Genomic DNA, 17732 nt, shown 5'->3' with positions numbered 1-17732 from the left:
TGAACCACTGGCGGGCGCCTTGGAGGCGCCCTAAATGAACGGTCGTTCGATTATAGGGAGTTTCAGCGGCGCATCGCTAGAAGCCCCAGTCTATGCCGATCCCGGCCCAGACGGCAGCGCTAGGCGGCCGGCAGCGTCAATTCCGCCAGCGCGCCGCCACCGGCGCGGTTGGCCAGCGTCACGTCGCCATGATGCAGCGTCGCCACCTCGCGCGCAAAGCACAGGCCCAGGCCGGTGCTCTTGTCGGCGCCGTGCGGGCGCGGCAGCGAGTAGAAGCGTTCAAAGACGCGCGGCAGCGCGTAGTCGGGGATGCCGGGGCCGTGGTCGGCCACGGCAATGGCGATCCGGTCGGCGCGCCGTTCCAGCCGCACCGAGACCTCGCTGCCCGCTGGCGCGAAGTCCAGCGCGTTCTCCAGCAGGTTGGCGATGGCCTGGCGCAGCAGGAACGGATCGCCCGCCACCACGTCCTGCACGCCTTCGGCGTCCAGCCGCAGCGCCACGCCGCGCTGGCGCGCGCGCGGTTCCAGCTCGCCGCACAGTTCCGCCAGCAACGGCGCCAGCCGCACCGGCTCGCGCACTTCCAGCCGCTGGCGCTGCTCCACGTCGGCCAGTGCCAGCAGCTTGCGGATCATGGTTTCGAGCCGCCCGGTCTGCGCGCGGATATTGGCGACAAAGCGCTGGCGGTCCGCCGCCGGCATCTCTTCCTGCAGCAGCTCGGCCGCGCCGCCGATCGCGGCCAGCGGGCTCTTCATCTCGTGCGTCAGCGTATGGATGTAGTGCTCGACATACTGCTTGTCCTCCAGCCGCTCGCGCATGCCCTGCACCGCGCGGCCCAGCTCGGCCAGCTCGCCGGCGCCGCGCAGCGGCATCTCGGCGCGCTCGCCGGCCGCCACCGCGCGCGCATAGCCGCGCAGCCGCTGCAGCCCGTGCACCAGCCACAGCGTGCAGGCGATGCCGATGACGCAGGCGGCGCCGATCAGCAGCCCGCCATAGAGCAGGATCTTGTGCTGGCTGCGCTCGATAAAGGGCGCCATCGCCGCATTGGGCTTGGCCACGGTCAGCACGCCGATGATGCGCCCGCCGTCGCGCACCGGTGCGGCCACGTGCATCACGGTCGTAGCCTCGTCGTCGGGGTCGGTGCGCGTGCTGCGCGCGCCGTAGCGGCCGCGCAGGGTCAGGTAGACATCGTTCCAGCGCGAATAGTCGCGGCCCACGTCGGTGCCGGTGGAGTCGAAACGGACGATGCCGCTGGTGTCGGTGACATAGACCCGGTAGCCGATGCTGTCCTTGTGCAGGCCCCACACCTCGGCATCGACCGGCGCGGTGCGCAGCGCCGCCATGCGCCGCGCGAAATCGCCGTCGGCGATGCGGCCGGCCTTCATGTCGTCGGCAGCGAGCGCCGCCAGCACATGCGCGGTATCGATCAGCGTGTCTTCCATGGCCTGGCGCACGCCCGGCTTGACCTCCTGCACGAACACGCGCAGCGTCAGCACCGTGGCCAGTCCGACGATCAGGAAGAAGCCGAAGAAGATGCGCAGGCCGAGATGCATGGCGCGCGCTCAGGGTTCCAGCGAATAGCCCATGCCGCGATGGGTGCGGATGCGCTCGGCGGCGTCCGGGGCAGCGTCGCGCAGCTTGGCGCGCAGCGTCTTGATATGGGTGTCGACGGTGCGGTCGCTGGTGTCGAGCGCGTCTTGCCAGACCATCTCCATCAGCTGCGCGCGCGAGTAGATGCGGCCCGGATGCGCCACCAGCAGCGCCAGCAGCAAGTATTCGTAGCGGGTCAGGTCGAGCCAGCGGCCGCGGTAGGCCAGCCGCGCGCCATCCTTGTCGTGGGTGAAGCCGGTGCTGTCTTCGGTCTTCGCCACGGTTGCGGCAGCGCCGCGCGCCCGGCGCAGGATCGCGCGCACGCGCGCCGCCAGTTCGCGCGGCGAGAACGGCTTGACCACATAGTCGTCGGCGCCGATCTCCAGGCCAACGATGCGGTCGATCTCTTCGTGGCGCGCGGTCAGGAAGATCACCGGCGCATCGCAGAAGGTGCGCAGCGTGCGGCAGACCTCGAAGCCGTTGATATCCGGCAGGCCCACGTCGAGGATCACCAGGTCGGCCGGGCCGGCGCGCATCCGCTCGAGCGCGGCGCCGCCCAGCGTGCAATGCTCGGCCTGCATGCCGTCGGTGCGCAGCGCATAGAGGATGGTGTCGGCGATGGCCTGCTCGTCTTCCACCACCAGGATCCGCGGTTGTTCCATGCCCGGCATTCTAGTCCAGGGTGACCGCGGTGCGAGGTGCCGGCGCGGGCTGTTCGCCGCGGCGCTGGTGGAAGTAGATCTGCTCAGCGGCCCAGCGCAGCGGTGGCGAATACAGCAGCAGGTCGAAGGGCCAGTCGCACTGGAAGCGCTCGAACACCCAGCGCAGCGCGCGCTTGGCGCGAAAGCGCGGCGCGCTGGCAGTGGCGACGGCTTGCGGGGCTGGTCCGCCGTGCAGCAGGTGCGCGGCGATGGCACGGCCGACGGTATCGCCATGGGCAAAGGCGTAATGGATGCCGCCCGCGGTGACCGGCGAGACGATGCCCGCGGCATCGCCGGTCAGGATCACGCCGTCGCGCGCCAGCGGGAAGGCGGGGCCGCCGCACGGGATCAGCCCGGCGCGCGTTGCGCCCGGCTGCGTCAGCTCCGGCAGCCCGGCGCGCTCGCGTACATGCGCCAGCAGCCCGTCCAGGTCCGGCGCGCGCCCGCGCCGCGGCAGGTAGCGCAGCGCCAGCCCGGCCTGCACGCCGGTGGGATTCTGCGCGACCCAGCCGATATAGCCTGGCGCGAACCGGCGCGTCAGGAAGCAGTGCAGCGCGCCGGGCTCGGGCAGCGACAGGCCGGGGAACTCGTACTCGACGCCATACAGGAAGTCGGTGACGCGACCCAGCCCGGCGCACTGCGCCACGCGTGACTTCGCGCCGTCCGCGCCGATCAGGTAGCGCGTATTGCCCACGCCCGACACATGCCAGCCGCCGCTGCGCGGCACCGCGCCAACGAACGCCTGCCCGAGCCGCAGCTCCACGCGATGCCGCACCAGCTCGGCCGCGAGCCAGCGCATCAGTCGCGGCGTATCGGTGGTGTGGAAGTAGTAGCCCGGCGCGCTCAGGCCGATGCTGCGCAGCCGCGGCGAGTACAGCCGCACCTGCTCGACGCGATGCACGCAGTCGGCTGGCGCGCGGCCCAGCCAAGTGCGCTCGATGGCTTCCTTGACCAGGATGCCGGTGGTATGGAGCTTGTCGCCGGGGTCGGTCTTGCGTTCGAGTACCAGCACGCGCAGGCCGGCGCGCGCGGCGGCAAGGGCGCAGGCAGCGCCGGCAAAGCTGGCGCCGGCGACGACGACGTCATAGTCGAAGGAGGGCATGGCAGGTCCCGGAGATGGAGAGTCTCCAGTGTGGCCAGCCGGGGTGAGCGCAATGTGTGGCCGGTGTGAAGCCGGCTGCCGCGTGCGGCCGAAAAAAGCCGCGCCCCAAAAAAACGCCCCGCGACACCGCGGGGCCATCAATTACCACGAAGACTGATACAGACGGCGGGCACCTGCCAATGCCGCAACCGCATGCGAAGCATAGGCGGCCAATGTGACGGCGGCGTGGCAGCGCAATGAAAGCAGCGTGACAGGCCCCGCCTCACAGCCCGTAGCGCTTGATCTTGTCGTACAGCGTGGCCTTGCCCACCTGCAGCAGGTCCGCCGCCTGGCTGACCGCGCCGCCGGTGCGCGCCAGTGCATCGGCGATCACGGCGCGCTCGTAGTGCTCCATCCGTTCGCGCAGCGGCGCGGTTTCGTCGGGCGCGGCGGCCTGCGCGCCGGCCTGGCCGCCCTCGGGCACGCCCAGCACCAGCCGGTCGGCGGCATTGCGCAGCTCGCGCACATTGCCGGGCCATGGCCGCTGCGCCAGCGCCTGCCGTTGCGCCTCGGACAGGATCGGTGCCGGCCGCTGGTAGCGCACCGCCGCCACCAGCATGAAATGCTCGAACAGCGCCACGATATCCTCGCGCCGCTCGCGCAGCGGCGGCAGCGCGATGGTGACCACGTTCAGGCGGTAATAGAGGTCTTCGCGGAAGGTGCCCTGCGCCATCAGCGCATCCATATCGCCCTTGGCCGCGGCGACGATGCGAACATCGATCCTGATCGACGTATTCGATCCCAGCCGCTCCAGCGTGCCTTCCTGCAGCACGCGCAGCAGCTTGACCTGCAGCGCCAGCGGCATGCTCTCGATCTCGTCGAGGAACAGCGTGCCGCCCGACGCGTGTTCGAGCTTGCCGACGCGGCGCTTGCCCGCGCCGGTGAAGGCGCCGGCCTCGTGGCCGAACATCTCGCTCTCGAAGATGGCCTCTGGCACCGCGCCGCAGTTCAGCGCGATAAACGGGCCCTCGGCGCGGCCGGACAGCGCATGCAGGCTGCGCGCGACCAGTTCCTTGCCGGTGCCGGTCTCGCCGTTGATCATCACCGGCACGTCGGTGGGCGCGACGTTGGCCACCAGCGCGCGCACCTGCTCGATCGCGGGCGAGCGGCCGATGATGCGCGTGCCCGCCGCCGGGCCGGCCAGTTCGCGGCGCAGCGCCTGGTTTTCCAGCTCGAGCGCGCGGCGTTCCAGCGCGCGCCGCACGGTGTCGGTCAGGCGGTCGGCGCCGAAGGGCTTCTCGATAAAGTCATAGGCGCCCTCGCGCATCGCCTGCACGGCCATGGTGATGTCGCCGTGGCCGGTCACCAGCACCACCGGCACGCCGGGCGCGGCGTTGCGGCAGTGCTGCAGCAGGTCCAGCCCGCTGGCGCCGGGCAGGCGCACGTCGGTCACCACCACGCCGGGAAAGGCGCCGTGCAGGTGGGGCAGGGCGGCTTCGGCCGAGGGCAGCGCCAGCACCGAGAAGCCGGCCAGCTCCAGGCTCTGCGCGGTCGCCTGGCGCACCAGCGGCTCGTCTTCGACAAACAGGACACGCAGACCGTCTTGCATGGCAATACTCATTGGGATGTGGAAACCGGTTGCACGGTATCGGCAGCAGGGGCGCGCGCCAGCACCAGCGTGAACTGGGCGCCGCCGCCGGGCACATTGGCCACGCCGAGCTGGCCGCCGAACTCGCGCACGATCGACGACGAGATCGCCAGCCCCAGCCCCAGGCCCTGCCCGGTTTCCTTGGTGGTGAAGAAAGGTTCGAACAGCCGCGGCAGCGCTTCCGGCGCGATCCCGGTGCCGTTATCGCGCACGACGATGGTGACGGCGTGCTCGTCGGCCAGCACGTTCAGGTCGATGCGGCCTTGCGGGGGCGCCGCCGTGGCAATGGCGTCGAGTGCATTGCCGAGCAGGTTCAGCAGCACCTGCTCGAGCTTCAGTTCATCGGCGCGCACGGCCAGACCGGGCATGTCATCGAGTCCGGTAACGCTGATCGTCACCGTAGCGAGCCGCGGCGCCAGCAGCGCCAGTACGTGATCCACCGCCGCGCGCAGCACCACCGGCCGGCGCACCGGGCGCGCCTTGCCGGCAAACAGCTTGAGCTGGCTGGTGATCTTGCCCATGCGCTCGGTCAGGTCGGCGATCGCCGTCAGGTTGCCTTCGGCGGCGGCAAGCTGGCCGCGCTCCAGCAGCACGCGGGTGTTGTCGGAGAAGGTGCGCAGCGCCGCCAGCGGCTGGTTCAGCTCATGCGTGATGCCCGCCGCCATCTGTCCCAGCGCGGCCAGCTTGCTGGCCTGCACCAGTTCATCCTGCGCCGCGCGCAGTTCGTTCTCGGCGCGGGTGCGTTCGGCCACCTGTTCTTCCAGCTTTTCGTTGATCGCCATCAGGTCGGCGGTGCGGGCCTCGACGCGGCGCTCCAGCTCGTCGTAGGCGGCTTCCAGCAGGCGGCGGCTGTACAGCATGTCGCGCGTGCGCTGGCGCCGCTGGCGCCAGTTGACCAGCAGCAGGCAGATGCAGGCATAGGCCAGCGCGGCGGCCACGGTGGCGTTGCGCGCATTGGCCAGCACCGGCTCCAGCGGCGCCATCACCTGCATGGCCCAGCCGGCGGGGCCTACGGTGCGGGCGAGTTCCAGGTAGCGGTCGGCGCGATCGGTGCCGTCGGGGGTGAAGGTGGTCTTGCCGGCGGGTGCGTCGTCGCGCACGCGCACCAGCCGGGCGTCAGTGCCCAGCGTGGTGCCGGCCAGCCAGCGCATGACCGGCGAGTCGAGCGGCGCGAGCGGCAGCGGTGTCACCGCGCGGCCGTGGTACTGGCGCGTGTTTTCCATTTCCGCCTGCAGCGCCGGCGGCAGCGGGCGCAGCGTGCGGTACTGCCACGCCGAGACCGATGACAGGAAGATCACGCCGTGCTCGTCGCTGACCATCAGCGGTTCGGCGCCACCGCCGGCGCGCTGGAACCACTCGAGGTTGAGCTTGACCACGGTCACGCCGATCACCTTGCCGCCGGACTCGACCGGCTGGGCCAGGTAGTAGCCGGGCTCGTCGCTGGTGATGCCGATCGCGTAGAAGCGCCCGAGCTTGCCGCCAGAGGCGGCCTGGAAATAGGGGCGGAAACGGTAGTCGGTGCCGACGAAACTGCCGGGCTGGCCGTGGTTGCTGGCCGCCAGCGCAATGCCGTTGGCGGCGATCACATAGGTGGCGGACGCGTGCGCGCGGCGGTTGACCTCCGCCAGGTAGTGGTTGGCGGCGGCGACGCGTTCGGGATCGTTGGGGGATTCGAGCAGCCCGCGCACGAAGGGGTGCAGCGACACCAGCGCGGGCAGGAATTCGTAGCGGTCGAGGGTGCTTTCGAGCGTGGCGGCGTAGCGGTCGGCACGCGTGGCGGTGCTCTGCTGCAGGGTCGCCAGGCCGCGCTGTACCGAGACCAGCCAGGTCAGCCCGCACAGCAGCAGCAGGCCGGCGGCCAGCGCCACGGCAAAGCCCCACCACCGGCCGCTGCCGGCGTCCGGTGCGTGCACCGGACGGGTGGCGGCGGGGTCATGCACGGCAAGAAAGTCGTCGGAGTGGGGCATCGGCGCACGCTGGGGCTGTCGCGCCGATGATACCCGCTGGCGGGCGGGCGGGCTTGCCGGCGGGGCCGGCGCCCGCATCGCCGTGGGGCACTTAGCGGACGCCCTGGCCGGCGCCGGCAACATCCGCCACATCGGCGCCACCGCCTTGCAGCATCTGCGCCAGGCGCTTGCGGTCGAGCTCGCGCTCCCAGGCAGACACCACCACGGTGGCCACGCCATTGCCGATGATATTGGTCAGCGCGCGGCACTCGCTCATGAAGCGGTCGATGCCAAGGATCAGCACCATGCCCGCCACCGGGATGGTCGGCACCACGGCCAGCGTGGCCGCCAGCGTGATAAAGCCCGAGCCGGTCACGCCGCTGGCGCCCTTGGAGGTGATCATCGCCACCGCCAGGATGGTGAGCTGCTGCATCAGCGTCAGTTCGATGCCGGTGGCCTGCGCGATAAAGATCACCGCCATCGTCATGTAGATGTTGGTGCCGTCCAGGTTGAACGAATAGCCGGTCGGCACGACCAGGCCCACCACAGACTTGGAGCAGCCCAGCTTTTCCAGCTTCTCCATCATGTGCGGCAGCGCGGCTTCCGACGAGCTGGTGCCCAGCACGATCAGCAGTTCTTCCTTGATGTACGAGATAAAGCGCACGATGCTGAAGCCGGTCATGCGCGCGATCGAGCCCAGCACCACCAGCACGAAGATGATGGCCGTGAAGTAGAAGGTGCCGATCAGCTTGAGCAGCGGCACCAGCGAGCCCAGGCCGTACTTGCCGATGGTGAACGCCATCGCGCCGAAGGCGCCGATCGGGGCCACCTTGGTGATCACGTGCACGATATGGAAGAACACCTTGGAGACCTGCTCGATCAGGTCCACCACGATGCGCGCGCGCTCGCCGAGCACCGCCAGCGCGGCGCCGAAGAACAGCGACACCAGCAGGATCTGCAGGATGTCACCGTTGGCGAAGGCGCTGAAGACCGTGTCCGGGATGATGTGCATCAGGAATTCGACCGTGCTCTGGCCATGGGCCTTGGACACGTATTGCGCGATGGCCTTGGTGTCGAGCGTCGACGGGTCGATGTTGAAGCCCACGCCCGGCTTGAGCAGGTGCGCGGCGCCCAGGCCGATCAGCAGCGCGAAGGTCGACACCACCTCGAAATACAGCAGCGCCTTGCCGCCGACGCGGCCGACCTTCTTCATGTCGCTCATGCCGGCGATGCCGGTCACCACGGTACAGAAGATGATCGGGCCGATGATCATCTTGATCAGCTTGATAAAGCCATCGCCCAGCGGTTTCATCGACACGCCGGTGTCGGGCAGGTAATGGCCGAGCAGGATGCCGACCAGGATGGCGAACAGAACCTGCACGTACAGGATCTTGTAGAAGGGTTTCTTCATTGGTGTCGTCCTCGGTTTTGACCGTGCCCGGCACGGTGGTGGCCGGGCGGCGCGCCGTCACGGTTGCGGCGCGTTCGGGACAGGAATTCGCAACGGGCATGCCAGTCAAACCGGTATCGCTAACCGGTTGATTCACAAGGAAACGCGGCGCTGTGCAGAGCGCCGGCCCTCCGGGATTCCGGAAATCCGGACGGCGCTTCTCCGGGGAATCGGAAGCCCGGAGGGCGTCGGGGTGCCCGAGGCGCCACCCGCTGGTGTCGGATATTGCGCGCCATCGCAGCGAAGGCACGTCAGATGCGCGGTCATGTCGCCGCGACGCCGTATAATTCCGAGCTTCCGTTCAATGCCGTCCGGCCGTGCCGCCGTCCGGGGGCCCGCCTTGTCACCGCACGCATGAGCAGCTACTACCAGCACCACGTCTTTTTCTGCCTGAACCAGCGCGACCCTGGCGAGAACTGCTGCGCCAACTACAACGCCAAGGCCATGCAGGAATACGCCAAGAAGCGTTGCAAGGAACTGGGTATCGCCGGTGGCGAAGGCCGCGTGCGCATCAACAAGGCCGGCTGCCTGAACCGCTGTGAACTCGGCCCGGTGCTGGTGGTCTACCCCGAGGCCATCTGGTACACCTATGTCGACGAGCACGACATCGATGAAATCATCGACAGCCACCTGCTCAACGGCAAGCCGGTCGAGCGGCTGATGGTGGATCGCTGAACGGACCTGCATGCCGGCGGCGGCCGGCGCGGCAGACGCTGCGCCGGTCGCCGCATTGTTGTTTTACGGGCTTCGCGCCGAGCTGAAGTCCGCGCCTGAAGCCTTGTTTGCAGCAACTCCACGCCGCCCGCCAGCCGGACGGTTTTTTCATTTTTTGCCCGGGACGATTCCCGGCCTGAGCCAGCCGGTTCCTCGCCATCCTGACCGCCCATCATGAACGCGCATACCCAGGTACTCTCCATTGCCGGTCCCACCGGCGCGATCGATCTTTCGGTGGACCTGCCGCAAGGCGAGCCGCGCGGGCTGGCGCTGGTGGCGCACCCGCATCCGCTGTTTGGCGGCACCAAGGACAACAAGGTCGCGCAGACACTGGCGCGCGCCTTCGTGCAGCTGGGCTACGCCACGGTGCGGCCGAACTTCCGCGGCGTGGGCGGCACCGCCGGCGAGCATGACAACGGCGTCGGCGAGCAGGACGACCAGCTTGCCGTGATCGCCTGGATGCGCGAACAGACCGCATGGTCGGCGCAGGCCGCCACGCTGCCGCTGGCGCTGGGCGGCTTCTCGTTCGGCAGCTTCGTCACCACGCATGTGGCGCGCCGCCTCGCTGAAGCGGGCACGCCCGCGCAGCGCCTGGTGCTGGTGGGCACCGCCGCCAGCCGCTGGCAGGTGGCCGATGTGCCGGCCGACACCATCGTCATCCACGGCGAGCAGGACGACACCGTGCCGCTGGCAAGCGTGTTCGACTGGGCCCGCCCGCAGGAGCTGCCGGTGATCGTGATCCCCGGCGCCGACCATTTCTTTCACCGCAAGCTGCATCTGATCAAGCAGCTTGTCGTCAACGCGTGGGACCGGTGAGGCAGGCCGCTTGTGCCTTGCCGATCGAGCCGCCGCACCGCCCGCGCCATCCCTTTCTAGTCGGAAACAGAAACATGCTGAATCGAGCCACGACACGTCTCACGTCCGCTTTTGCACCCGCCGCCATCGTCGCCGCCATCGCGCTGGCCGCCGCACCCGCCGCCGTCCTGGCGCAGGGCGTGCCGATGCCGCAGGTCGCAGCCAAGTCGTGGATGCTGTATGACGTGACCAGCGGCCAGGCGCTGGCGTCGCAGAACGCCGACGCGCGCATCGAGCCCGCCTCGCTGACCAAGCTGATGACCGCCTACCTGGCGTTCGAGGCACTCAAGGAAAAGCGCCTGACGCTGGAACAGACCGTGGTGCCGACCAACCTGGTGCTGAAGGTCAAAAGCGACGAGTCGCGCATGTTCATCGAGCCCAACAAGCCGGTCAGCGTGCAGGACCTGCTGCTGGGGCTGATCGTGCAGTCGGGCAACGACGCCGCGCTGGCGCTGGCCGAAGCCGTGGGCGGCTCGGAAGAGGGCTTCGTCGCGATGATGAACCGAGAGGCCCAGCGCATGGGCATGAAGAACACCCACTTCACCAACACCGACGGCATTCCCGACGCGAACCACTACACCACCGCGGTCGATCTGGCCACGCTGACAACGCGCCTGATCAAGGACTTCCCCGAGTACTACAGCATGTACTCGCAGAAGGAGTTCACCTATAACAAGATCAGGCAGCCCAACCGCAACCGCCTGCTGTACATCGACCCGACCGTGGACGGCGTGAAGACCGGCCACACCAAGTCCGCCGGCTACTGCCTGATCTCGTCGGCCAGGCGGCCGCTGGCCAACGTGCCCAACGGCTCGCGCCGCCTGATCTCCATCGTGATCGGCACCACCACCGAACAGGTGCGCACGCAGGAAAGCCTGAAGGTGCTCAACTACGGCTTCCAGTTCTTCGACACGCTGCGCCTGTACGACAAGGGCCAGGTGCTGGCCACGCCGGAGATCTACAAGGGCAAGAACGGCGCGGTCAAGATCGGCGTGCAGGAAGAGACCTTCGTCACCGTGCCCAAGGGCACCGGTGGCCGCCTGAAGCCGGTGCTGGAGCGCCAGGAACTGCTGATCGCGCCGATCGCGGCGGGCCAGCAGGTGGGCATGGTCAAGCTGATGGACGGTGCCAACAAGGTGGCGGAGTTCCCGGTGGTGGCGCTGGAGGAAGTGCCCGAGGCCGGCTTCTTCGGCCGCCTGTGGGACACCATCCGCCTGTGGTTCAAGCGCAAGTGACCTGAATGCGCGAAGGCCGGCGCGCGCTGCAGCGTGCCGGCGTTTCGCGCCGGAGAATCCGATATGACAGCCGATAACCAGGGCAGCGGCAACAAGCCCGGCGATATCCCGCCGGAGCAGTCGCTGATCGAATACCCGAGCCATTTCCCGATCAAGGTCATGGGCTCGATGCAGGACGGCTTTGCCGAGGCCATCGTGGCGCTGGTGCAGGAGTTCGATCCTGACTTCCATGCGGGCAAGATGCAAATGCGGCCGTCGCGCAATGGCAACTACCTGGGCCTGACCGTGACGGTCTGGGTGACCAGCCGCGAGCAGCTTGATGATTTGTACCGGGCGCTGACTTCGCATCCGATGGTGAAGGTGGTGCTGTAAAGGCATTCCCTCCCGCTCTGTTTTCTCCCCTCTCCCGCGCGCGGGAGAGGGGCCGGGGGAGAGGGCAGGCCCTGGCATACCGATACCGGTCACTTCGTTGACGCTCCGGCCCTCTCCCCCACCCCTCTCCCGCAGGCGGGAGAGGGGTGCCGCCTTGACGCATTCTCGCCAGCCTCAGCAGCCGGCGGTCCGCTGTTTCCCCATACCAACATGAACACCATCACCCTGAAACCCGGCAAGGAAAAATCCCTGCTGCGCCGTCACCCGTGGATCTATGCCACCGGCATCGCCACCACTGAAGGCCGCTGCGAGCCGGGTGCCACCGTGACCGTGCGCGCCGCCGACGGCCGCTTCCTGGCCAAGGCCGCCTACAGCCCCGAGTCGCAGATCCGCGCGCGCGTGTGGACCTTCGACGAGAACGAGCCGGTCGACCACGCGCTGTTCAAGCGCCGCGTGGCCGCGGCCCTCGCCCACCGGCGCCAGTGGGTCAGGGACAGCGATGCGGTGCGGCTGATCTTCGGTGAATCGGACCGGCTGCCCGGCCTGATCGTCGACTACTACGGCAACGGCGCGCAGGGCCAGCTGGTGTGCCAGTTCAATTCCGCCGGCGTGGAGCAGTGGAAGACCGCGATCGTGCAGGCGCTGGTGAAGGAAACCGGCTGCCCCAACGTCTACGAGCGCTCCGACGCCGCCGTGCGCCAGCGCGAAGGGCTGGAGCTGGTCACGGGCGTGCTGGCCGGCGCCGAGCCCGATCCCGAGCTGTCCGTGACCGAGCACGGCGTGCGCTACTACGTCGACGTGCGCAACGGCCACAAGACCGGCTTCTATGTCGACCAGCGCGACAACCGCAAGCTGGTCGGCGATCTCGCCGAAGGCCGCGAGGTGCTGAACTGCTTCTGCTATACCGGCGGCTTTTCGCTGGCCGCGCTGCGCGGTGGCGCGAAAGCTGTGACGTCGATCGATTCGTCTGGCGAGGCGCTGAAGATCGCCGCGGGCAATGTCGCGCTCAACGGCTTCGATCCCGAACGCGCTAGCTGGCTCGATGCCGACGTGTTCAAGACGCTGCGCGAATTCCGTGCCGCGGGCCGTCAGTTCGACCTGATCGTGCTGGATCCGCCCAAGTTCGCGCCGTCGGCGCAGCATATCGACCGGGCCGCGCGTGCGTACAAGGAGATCAACCTGGTTGGCACGCAGTTGCTGCGCCCGGGCGGGTTGCTCTTCACGTACTCGTGCTCGGGTGCGATCAGCATGGAGCTGTTCCAGAAGATCGTGGCCGGGGCGGTGACTGATGCACGCGCCGATGCGCGCATCCTGCGGCGGCTGTCGGCGGGGACCGACCACCCGATGCTGGGGGCGTTCCCGGAGGGGGAGTATCTGAAGGGGTTGCTGCTGGAGAAGGTGGCGTAACGCCGTGACTTGCTAAGGCGACCACGGTCGCCCGACCGCTTGTTTTCCCCCCTCTCCCGCCTGCGGGAGAGGGAGCACGCCGGCGGCATCGTGGGCGCTTTCGCAAGCCCCTGTCTCACCGCCACATATTCCGCATCCGACTAGCCAGATCCACCGGCGCCAGCGCCGGCCTGGCCGGCGCATCCCCCGGCATCGGCGGCGGCGGCCACGCCCGGCTGTGGAAGTTCGGCATCACGCGATTCGGCAAGAAGCGCGTGCGCGACGCATACACATGCCGGTCGCCGAAGCCCACCTGCTGGTGCACATAGAAGCGCTGCGGCACGATGACATCCAGATGGTCCTTGGCCCGCGTCATCGCCACGTACAGCAGCCGCCGTTCTTCCTCGATCTCTTCGGTGGTACCGGTGGCCAGATCGCTCGGCATGCAGCCATCCACTGCATTGAGCACGTACACCGCCTTCCACTCCTGCCCCTTGGCCGAGTGGATGGTCGACAGGATCAGGTAGTCCTCGTCGCGCGAGGGCACGCCGGATTCATCGCTGGAGGCGCTGGGCGGATCCAGCGTCAGCTCGGTCAGGAAGCGCTCGCGCGCGCCGTAGGTGGCGGCGATGCGCTCCAGTTGCTGCAGGTCGGCCTGGCGCGCGGCGGCATCGTCGTGCAGCCGCTCCAGGTGCGGCGCGTACCAGGCCAGCACCTGCTCGAATTCCGACGGCCATGGCGAGGTCGGCGCCATCAGCGCGCGCGCCAGTGCCAGCAGGTCGGTCCACGCGGGTGCGGCGGCGGGCGGAGGCTCGAATTGTTCCAGCGAGAACAGCGGCTCGGTCGCCAGCGCCAGCGCATCGAGCACGCGCGCGGCGGTCTTGGGGCCGATGCCCGGTAGGAGCTGCAGCGTGCGGAAACCCGCCATGCGGTCGCGCGGGTTTTCCAGCCAGCGCACCACGGCCAGCACATCCTTGACGTGGGTCGATTCCAGGAACTTGAGCCCGCCGAACTTCACGAACGGGATATTGCGCCGCGCCAGTTCGATCTCTACCTGCGCGCTGTGGTCGGCGGCGCGGAACAGCACCGCCTGCGCCATCAGCGCCAGCCCGGTCTCGCGCCGCGCCAGCACCTGCTCGACCACGTAGCGGGCCTGGTCGGCCTCATCGTTGACGACGATCACGCCCGGTTTTTCCGCCGAGGCGCGATCGGACCACAGATCCTTGGTATAGCGCTCCGCCGCCAGCCCGATCACCGCGTTGGCCGCCTGCAGGATCGGCTGCGTCGAACGGTAGTTCTGCGACAGCGTGACCTGCTGCGCCGCCGGTGCGAACTGCTGCGGGAAATCGAGGATATTGCGCACGGTGGCGCCGCGGAACGCGTAGATCGACTGCGCGTCGTCGCCCACGACGGTCAGGCCGCGGCCGTCCGGGCGCATCGCCAGCAGGATCGACGCCTGCAGCGCATTGGTGTCCTGGTATTCATCGACCAGGATATGGTCGAAGCGCGCGCCCATGTCCTGCGCGATGGTGGGCTCGGCCATGGCCTGGGCCCAGTACAGCAGCAGGTCGTCGTAGTCGAGCACATGCTGCTTCTGCTTGGCCTCGACATACCCCGCAAAGAGGGTGCGCAGCGCATCGGCCCACATTGCGTAGCGCGGGAACTGCTGCTTGAGCACGTCTTCCAGCGGGGCCTGCGTGTTGACCACGCGCGAATAGATCGCCAGGCAGGTTTCCTTCTTCGGGAAGCGGCTGGCGGTCTCGGACAGGCCCAGGTCGTGGCGCACCACGTGCATCAGGTCGGCGGAATCGCCACGGTCGCTGATGGTGAAGGCGGGCGACAGGCCCAGCGTCTCGGCATATTCGCGCAGCAGGCGTGCGCCGATGGCGTGGAAGGTGCCGGACCACTGCAGCGCCGCGCGGCCCGCGCCGGTCTGGATGCCGAGCGCCTGGTCGACGATGCGCTCGACGCGGCGGCCCATCTCGGCGGCGGCCCGGCGCGAGAAGGTCAGGAGCAGGATGCGGCGGGGGTCTGCGCCACCCAGTACAAGATGCGCGACGCGGTGCGCGAGCGTATTGGTCTTGCCCGAGCCCGCGCCGGCGATGATCAGCAGCGGCCCGCTGCTGTCGTGCTCGACCGCGGCGCGCTGCTCCGGGTTGAGCCGGGACAGGTAGGCGGGCACCGCTTCGGCTTCAGGGGTGGCCATGTCCGCGAGGTGCGAAGCAGGGGCAAGATCCAGTGACACAGGCAGGGCTCGAGAGTCAGGCAGAGGGGCGGCCCGCGCATGCGCACGGATCGCCACCACAAGGAAAGGGTGGGAAAAAGCTGGCGCTAACTGTATATCCATACAGGCCGGCTGCGCAACCCGACGCAGGCATGATCCAGCCGGAACAGAAAAAAAGGTGCTCGATGAGCACCTTTTCGTTGCCGTTGGCAGCGACAGCGTTACGCGGACTTTGCCAGCGCCCCGTCCAGCAGCTTGTGCAGCGCGTCCCACTCGGGCTCGCCCACATAGCGCTTCAGGATGCGCCCGTCCTTGTCAACCACGAACGTTGTCGGCGTCAGCTGCACATTGCCGAAGGCCCTGGCCGCGTTGCCGTCCGAATCCATCGCCACCTTGAACGGCAGGCCGCGGGTCTTGGCGTAGTTCATCACATACATCGGCGGGTCGTAGTTCATCGCCACCGCGACGAATTCAAGGCCCTTGCCCTTGAACTGCTCGTAGGTCTTGACCATGTCGGGCATTTCCTTGACGCAGGTGGCGCAGCTCGTGGCCCAGAAATTGACCATGTAGACCTTGCCCTTCAGGTCGGCGGTGCTGATCTTCTCGCCCGACAGCAGCGTGAAGGTGGCGGCCGGCGCGGTGTTGGCGGGCGACAGTGCACGGTAGCCGAACCAGCCCAGCAGCGCGAGCACGACCACGGCCGCGACGATGGGCCAGGGCTTGCGGGAGGGTTTGGCGGCGGGGGAGGAAGTTGTCATGGGAGGCGGCTCGGGCAATTCGATCGGCAATGGCACATTCTAATGCCGCGCGCTGCCTGGCGCTGCGCGGGGCGGACTGCGGCAATCTGCCGCAATGTCCTCAGCGCCATCAGCGCCGTGAGGCGACGGCGGCGCGGGCCTGGTCCAGCGCCTGTTCCAGGTAGGCGCCATAGAAATCCGGCTGCATGCCGCGCAGCGGGCTGGCCGCGGCGCGGCCGTGCCGGTCCAGGAACAGCACCGTGGGCGCCACCCGCGCCTGGTGCGCCCGGGCCCAGGCGCGCGCGGTGGTCAGGCGGCCGTCGGCATCGCGCAGCGGGGTGTCGGCGGTCATGTCGAGCTCGCGCACCACGGCGATCTCGCCGGTGGCGGCCTGCGGGCCGAGGTAGTTGCGGCGCACGGTCTCGCAATGGCCGCAGCCCGGCATCGTCACCAGCACCACCAGCGGCTCGCCGCGTTGAGCCGCTTCCGCGCCGTGGGCTGCCAGGTCGGTGGCAGGGGGCAGGTGCGCCGGGCTGGGGGCCGCCGCCTGCAAGCCGGTGGCCGCCAGCAGCACGCCCGCGGCCAGCCAGCGGCGGCAAAGCCTTGCGGACACATGGAGGGCGGCTTGTGAGGGCATGGCGGGGAATGCGGTGACCGGGGACTCGAGGGCGGTGGAGCGGCGCGGCAAGCACTGGCGGGCTGCTTGCGGCCATAATACCGGTTTCCGTGCGCAGGCGACGGCGGCCGCCAGAGCCGCCCCAGCCTGCGCGCTGTCCTCCACTTCGCTTCCCCATGCGTCCCGTGCCCCCGCCGAGCCCCGCCGCCGCTGTCCGCAGGTCCCTGATGCCGTGCGCCGCCGCACTGCTGGCACTGGTGCTGTGCGCCTGCTCGCCCCGCTACGACTGGCGCACCATCCAGTCCGGCGAAGGGGGCTATGCCGCGCTTTATCCGGGCAAGCCCACCAGCGCGGCGCGCGACGTGACCATCGCCGGGCGCAAGCTGCCGATGACGATGGAAGCCGCGCGCGTCAATGACACGCTGTTCGCCGTGGGCGTGGTCACGCTGCCGGCCGACGATCCCGAGCTGCGGCGCGAGGCGCTGGCGGCGATGCAGGCCGGCCTGCTGGCCAACCTGGGCCCGTCGGGCGAACCGCCGCGCACGCGCGCGGTCACGATCATGACCGCCGACCGGCCCGGCCGTCCGCTCGAAGGCGTGGAAGTGCAGGCCAGCGGCGTCTCGCCGCAGGACCAGTCGCCGCGGCGGCTGACCGCGCGGCTGGTGGCCGTGGGCGTGCGCGCCTACCAGGCGGTGGTGCTGGAGTCGGGTGATGCCGCGCGCGACCTGCGCCAGGCCGAACAGGTGGAGCAGTTCCTGAGCGGCTTCCATCCGCTCTGAACGCGCCGCCCGTTTGCGAAACCATCGAAGGGATTCATTTGCGCCGCTGCCGGCATCGCCAGCCGCGGCAAGGTAGTCGTCAAAGGAGAGTCGAAATGCGTTGGGAAGTCTGGCTGGCTTATTTCGCGGCGTGCTGGGTGATTGCCGTGTCGCCGGGATCGGGGGCGGTGCTGTCGATGAGCCATGGGCTGTCGTACGGGCTGCGCAAGACCACCACCACCATCTTCGGCCTGCAGACCGGGCTGGTGATCGTGCTGCTGGTGGCCGGCGGCGGGCTGGGCGCGCTGCTGCTGGCCTCGGAGCAGGCCTTCATGGTGGTCAAGACCGTCGGCGCGCTCTACCTGATCTACCTGGGCGTGCAGCAGTGGCGCGCCAGGGTGGAAAGCGGGAAGGGCGGGGAG

General features: G+C 68.9%; 16 protein-coding genes. 7 read left to right on the top strand and 9 right to left on the bottom strand.

What is annotated here, in order from left to right; genetic code table 11:
* Positions 1 to 119: 119 nt before the first annotated feature.
* The 6 genes from creC to AB1I47_RS20915 form a co-directional block, all read right to left on the bottom strand.
* The gene (creC, locus tag AB1I47_RS20940) at positions 120 to 1550 is read right to left on the bottom strand and encodes a two-component system sensor histidine kinase CreC (protein WP_354685639.1); all 1431 of its coding nucleotides are present in this window, start codon (positions 1548 to 1550) and stop codon (positions 120 to 122) included.
* Positions 1551 to 1559: 9 nt separating this feature from the next.
* Positions 1560 to 2258 carry a two-component system response regulator CreB gene (gene creB / locus AB1I47_RS20935; RefSeq protein WP_354685638.1) on the bottom strand — a complete coding sequence of 233 codons (699 nt, stop codon included), beginning with the start codon at positions 2256 to 2258 and terminating at the stop codon, positions 1560 to 1562.
* A 1-nt stretch (position 2259) separates the two neighbouring features.
* Entirely contained in the window at positions 2260 to 3390 is a 1131-nt protein-coding gene (locus AB1I47_RS20930; protein WP_354685637.1) for an NAD(P)/FAD-dependent oxidoreductase, read from the bottom strand.
* A 262-nt stretch (positions 3391 to 3652) separates the two neighbouring features.
* A complete protein-coding gene (locus AB1I47_RS20925) occupies positions 3653 to 4978 on the bottom strand; it encodes a sigma-54-dependent transcriptional regulator (protein WP_354685636.1) in 1326 nt (441 codons plus the stop codon).
* 8 nt (positions 4979 to 4986) lie between these two features.
* Positions 4987 to 6984: a sensor histidine kinase gene (locus AB1I47_RS20920; RefSeq protein ID WP_354685635.1), complete on the bottom strand. Its 1998-nt coding sequence runs from the start codon at positions 6982 to 6984 to the stop codon at positions 4987 to 4989.
* A gap of 91 nt (positions 6985 to 7075) precedes the next feature.
* A complete protein-coding gene (locus tag AB1I47_RS20915) occupies positions 7076 to 8374 on the bottom strand; it encodes a dicarboxylate/amino acid:cation symporter (RefSeq protein ID WP_354685634.1) in 1299 nt (432 codons plus the stop codon).
* A gap of 393 nt (positions 8375 to 8767) precedes the next feature.
* On the opposite strand from AB1I47_RS20915, the gene AB1I47_RS20910 reads away from it, so the two are divergent.
* The 5 genes from AB1I47_RS20910 (at position 8768) to AB1I47_RS20890 (ending at position 12996) form a co-directional block, all read left to right on the top strand.
* Entirely contained in the window at positions 8768 to 9088 is a 321-nt protein-coding gene (locus tag AB1I47_RS20910) for a (2Fe-2S) ferredoxin domain-containing protein (RefSeq protein WP_354685633.1), read from the top strand.
* A gap of 213 nt (positions 9089 to 9301) precedes the next feature.
* The gene (locus AB1I47_RS20905; protein ID WP_354685632.1) at positions 9302 to 9943 is read left to right on the top strand and encodes an alpha/beta hydrolase; all 642 of its coding nucleotides are present in this window, start codon (positions 9302 to 9304) and stop codon (positions 9941 to 9943) included.
* Between the two features lie 74 nt (positions 9944 to 10017).
* Complete coding sequence (locus AB1I47_RS20900) at positions 10018 to 11217, top strand: D-alanyl-D-alanine carboxypeptidase family protein (protein ID WP_354685631.1); 1200 nt, start codon at positions 10018 to 10020, stop codon at positions 11215 to 11217.
* 63 nt (positions 11218 to 11280) lie between these two features.
* Positions 11281 to 11589, top strand: coding sequence for a YbeD family protein (locus tag AB1I47_RS20895; protein ID WP_354685630.1), 309 nt, complete (start codon positions 11281 to 11283; stop codon positions 11587 to 11589).
* Between the two features lie 210 nt (positions 11590 to 11799).
* The gene (locus AB1I47_RS20890; protein WP_354685629.1) at positions 11800 to 12996 is read left to right on the top strand and encodes a class I SAM-dependent rRNA methyltransferase; all 1197 of its coding nucleotides are present in this window, start codon (positions 11800 to 11802) and stop codon (positions 12994 to 12996) included.
* Positions 12997 to 13111: 115 nt separating this feature from the next.
* On the opposite strand, the gene AB1I47_RS20885 is transcribed toward AB1I47_RS20890, so the two are convergent.
* From AB1I47_RS20885 to AB1I47_RS20875, 3 genes are all read right to left on the bottom strand, one after another.
* Entirely contained in the window at positions 13112 to 15181 is a 2070-nt protein-coding gene (locus AB1I47_RS20885) for an ATP-dependent helicase (protein WP_354685628.1), read from the bottom strand.
* Between the two features lie 239 nt (positions 15182 to 15420).
* Positions 15421 to 15957: a TlpA disulfide reductase family protein gene (locus AB1I47_RS20880; protein WP_354685627.1), complete on the bottom strand. Its 537-nt coding sequence runs from the start codon at positions 15955 to 15957 to the stop codon at positions 15421 to 15423.
* A gap of 109 nt (positions 15958 to 16066) precedes the next feature.
* Positions 16067 to 16573 carry a thioredoxin domain-containing protein gene (locus AB1I47_RS20875; protein WP_354685626.1) on the bottom strand — a complete coding sequence of 169 codons (507 nt, stop codon included), beginning with the start codon at positions 16571 to 16573 and terminating at the stop codon, positions 16067 to 16069.
* A 155-nt stretch (positions 16574 to 16728) separates the two neighbouring features.
* Between AB1I47_RS20875 and AB1I47_RS20870 the strand changes: the two genes are divergently transcribed.
* Positions 16729 to 17331: a hypothetical protein gene (locus AB1I47_RS20870; protein WP_407935877.1), complete on the top strand. Its 603-nt coding sequence runs from the start codon at positions 16729 to 16731 to the stop codon at positions 17329 to 17331.
* A gap of 95 nt (positions 17332 to 17426) precedes the next feature.
* Positions 17427 to 17732, top strand: a 306-nt coding sequence (locus AB1I47_RS20865) for a LysE family transporter (protein ID WP_354685624.1), incomplete at its 3' end; no start/stop codon positions are given.

The sequence above is a fragment of the Cupriavidus necator genome, assembly GCF_040578825.1.
Taxonomy (GTDB): Bacteria; Pseudomonadota; Gammaproteobacteria; order Burkholderiales; family Burkholderiaceae; genus Cupriavidus; species Cupriavidus necator_E.
The sequence above is the reverse complement of the archived record's forward strand: the minus strand, read 5'-3'. Positions and strand labels throughout refer to the sequence as shown.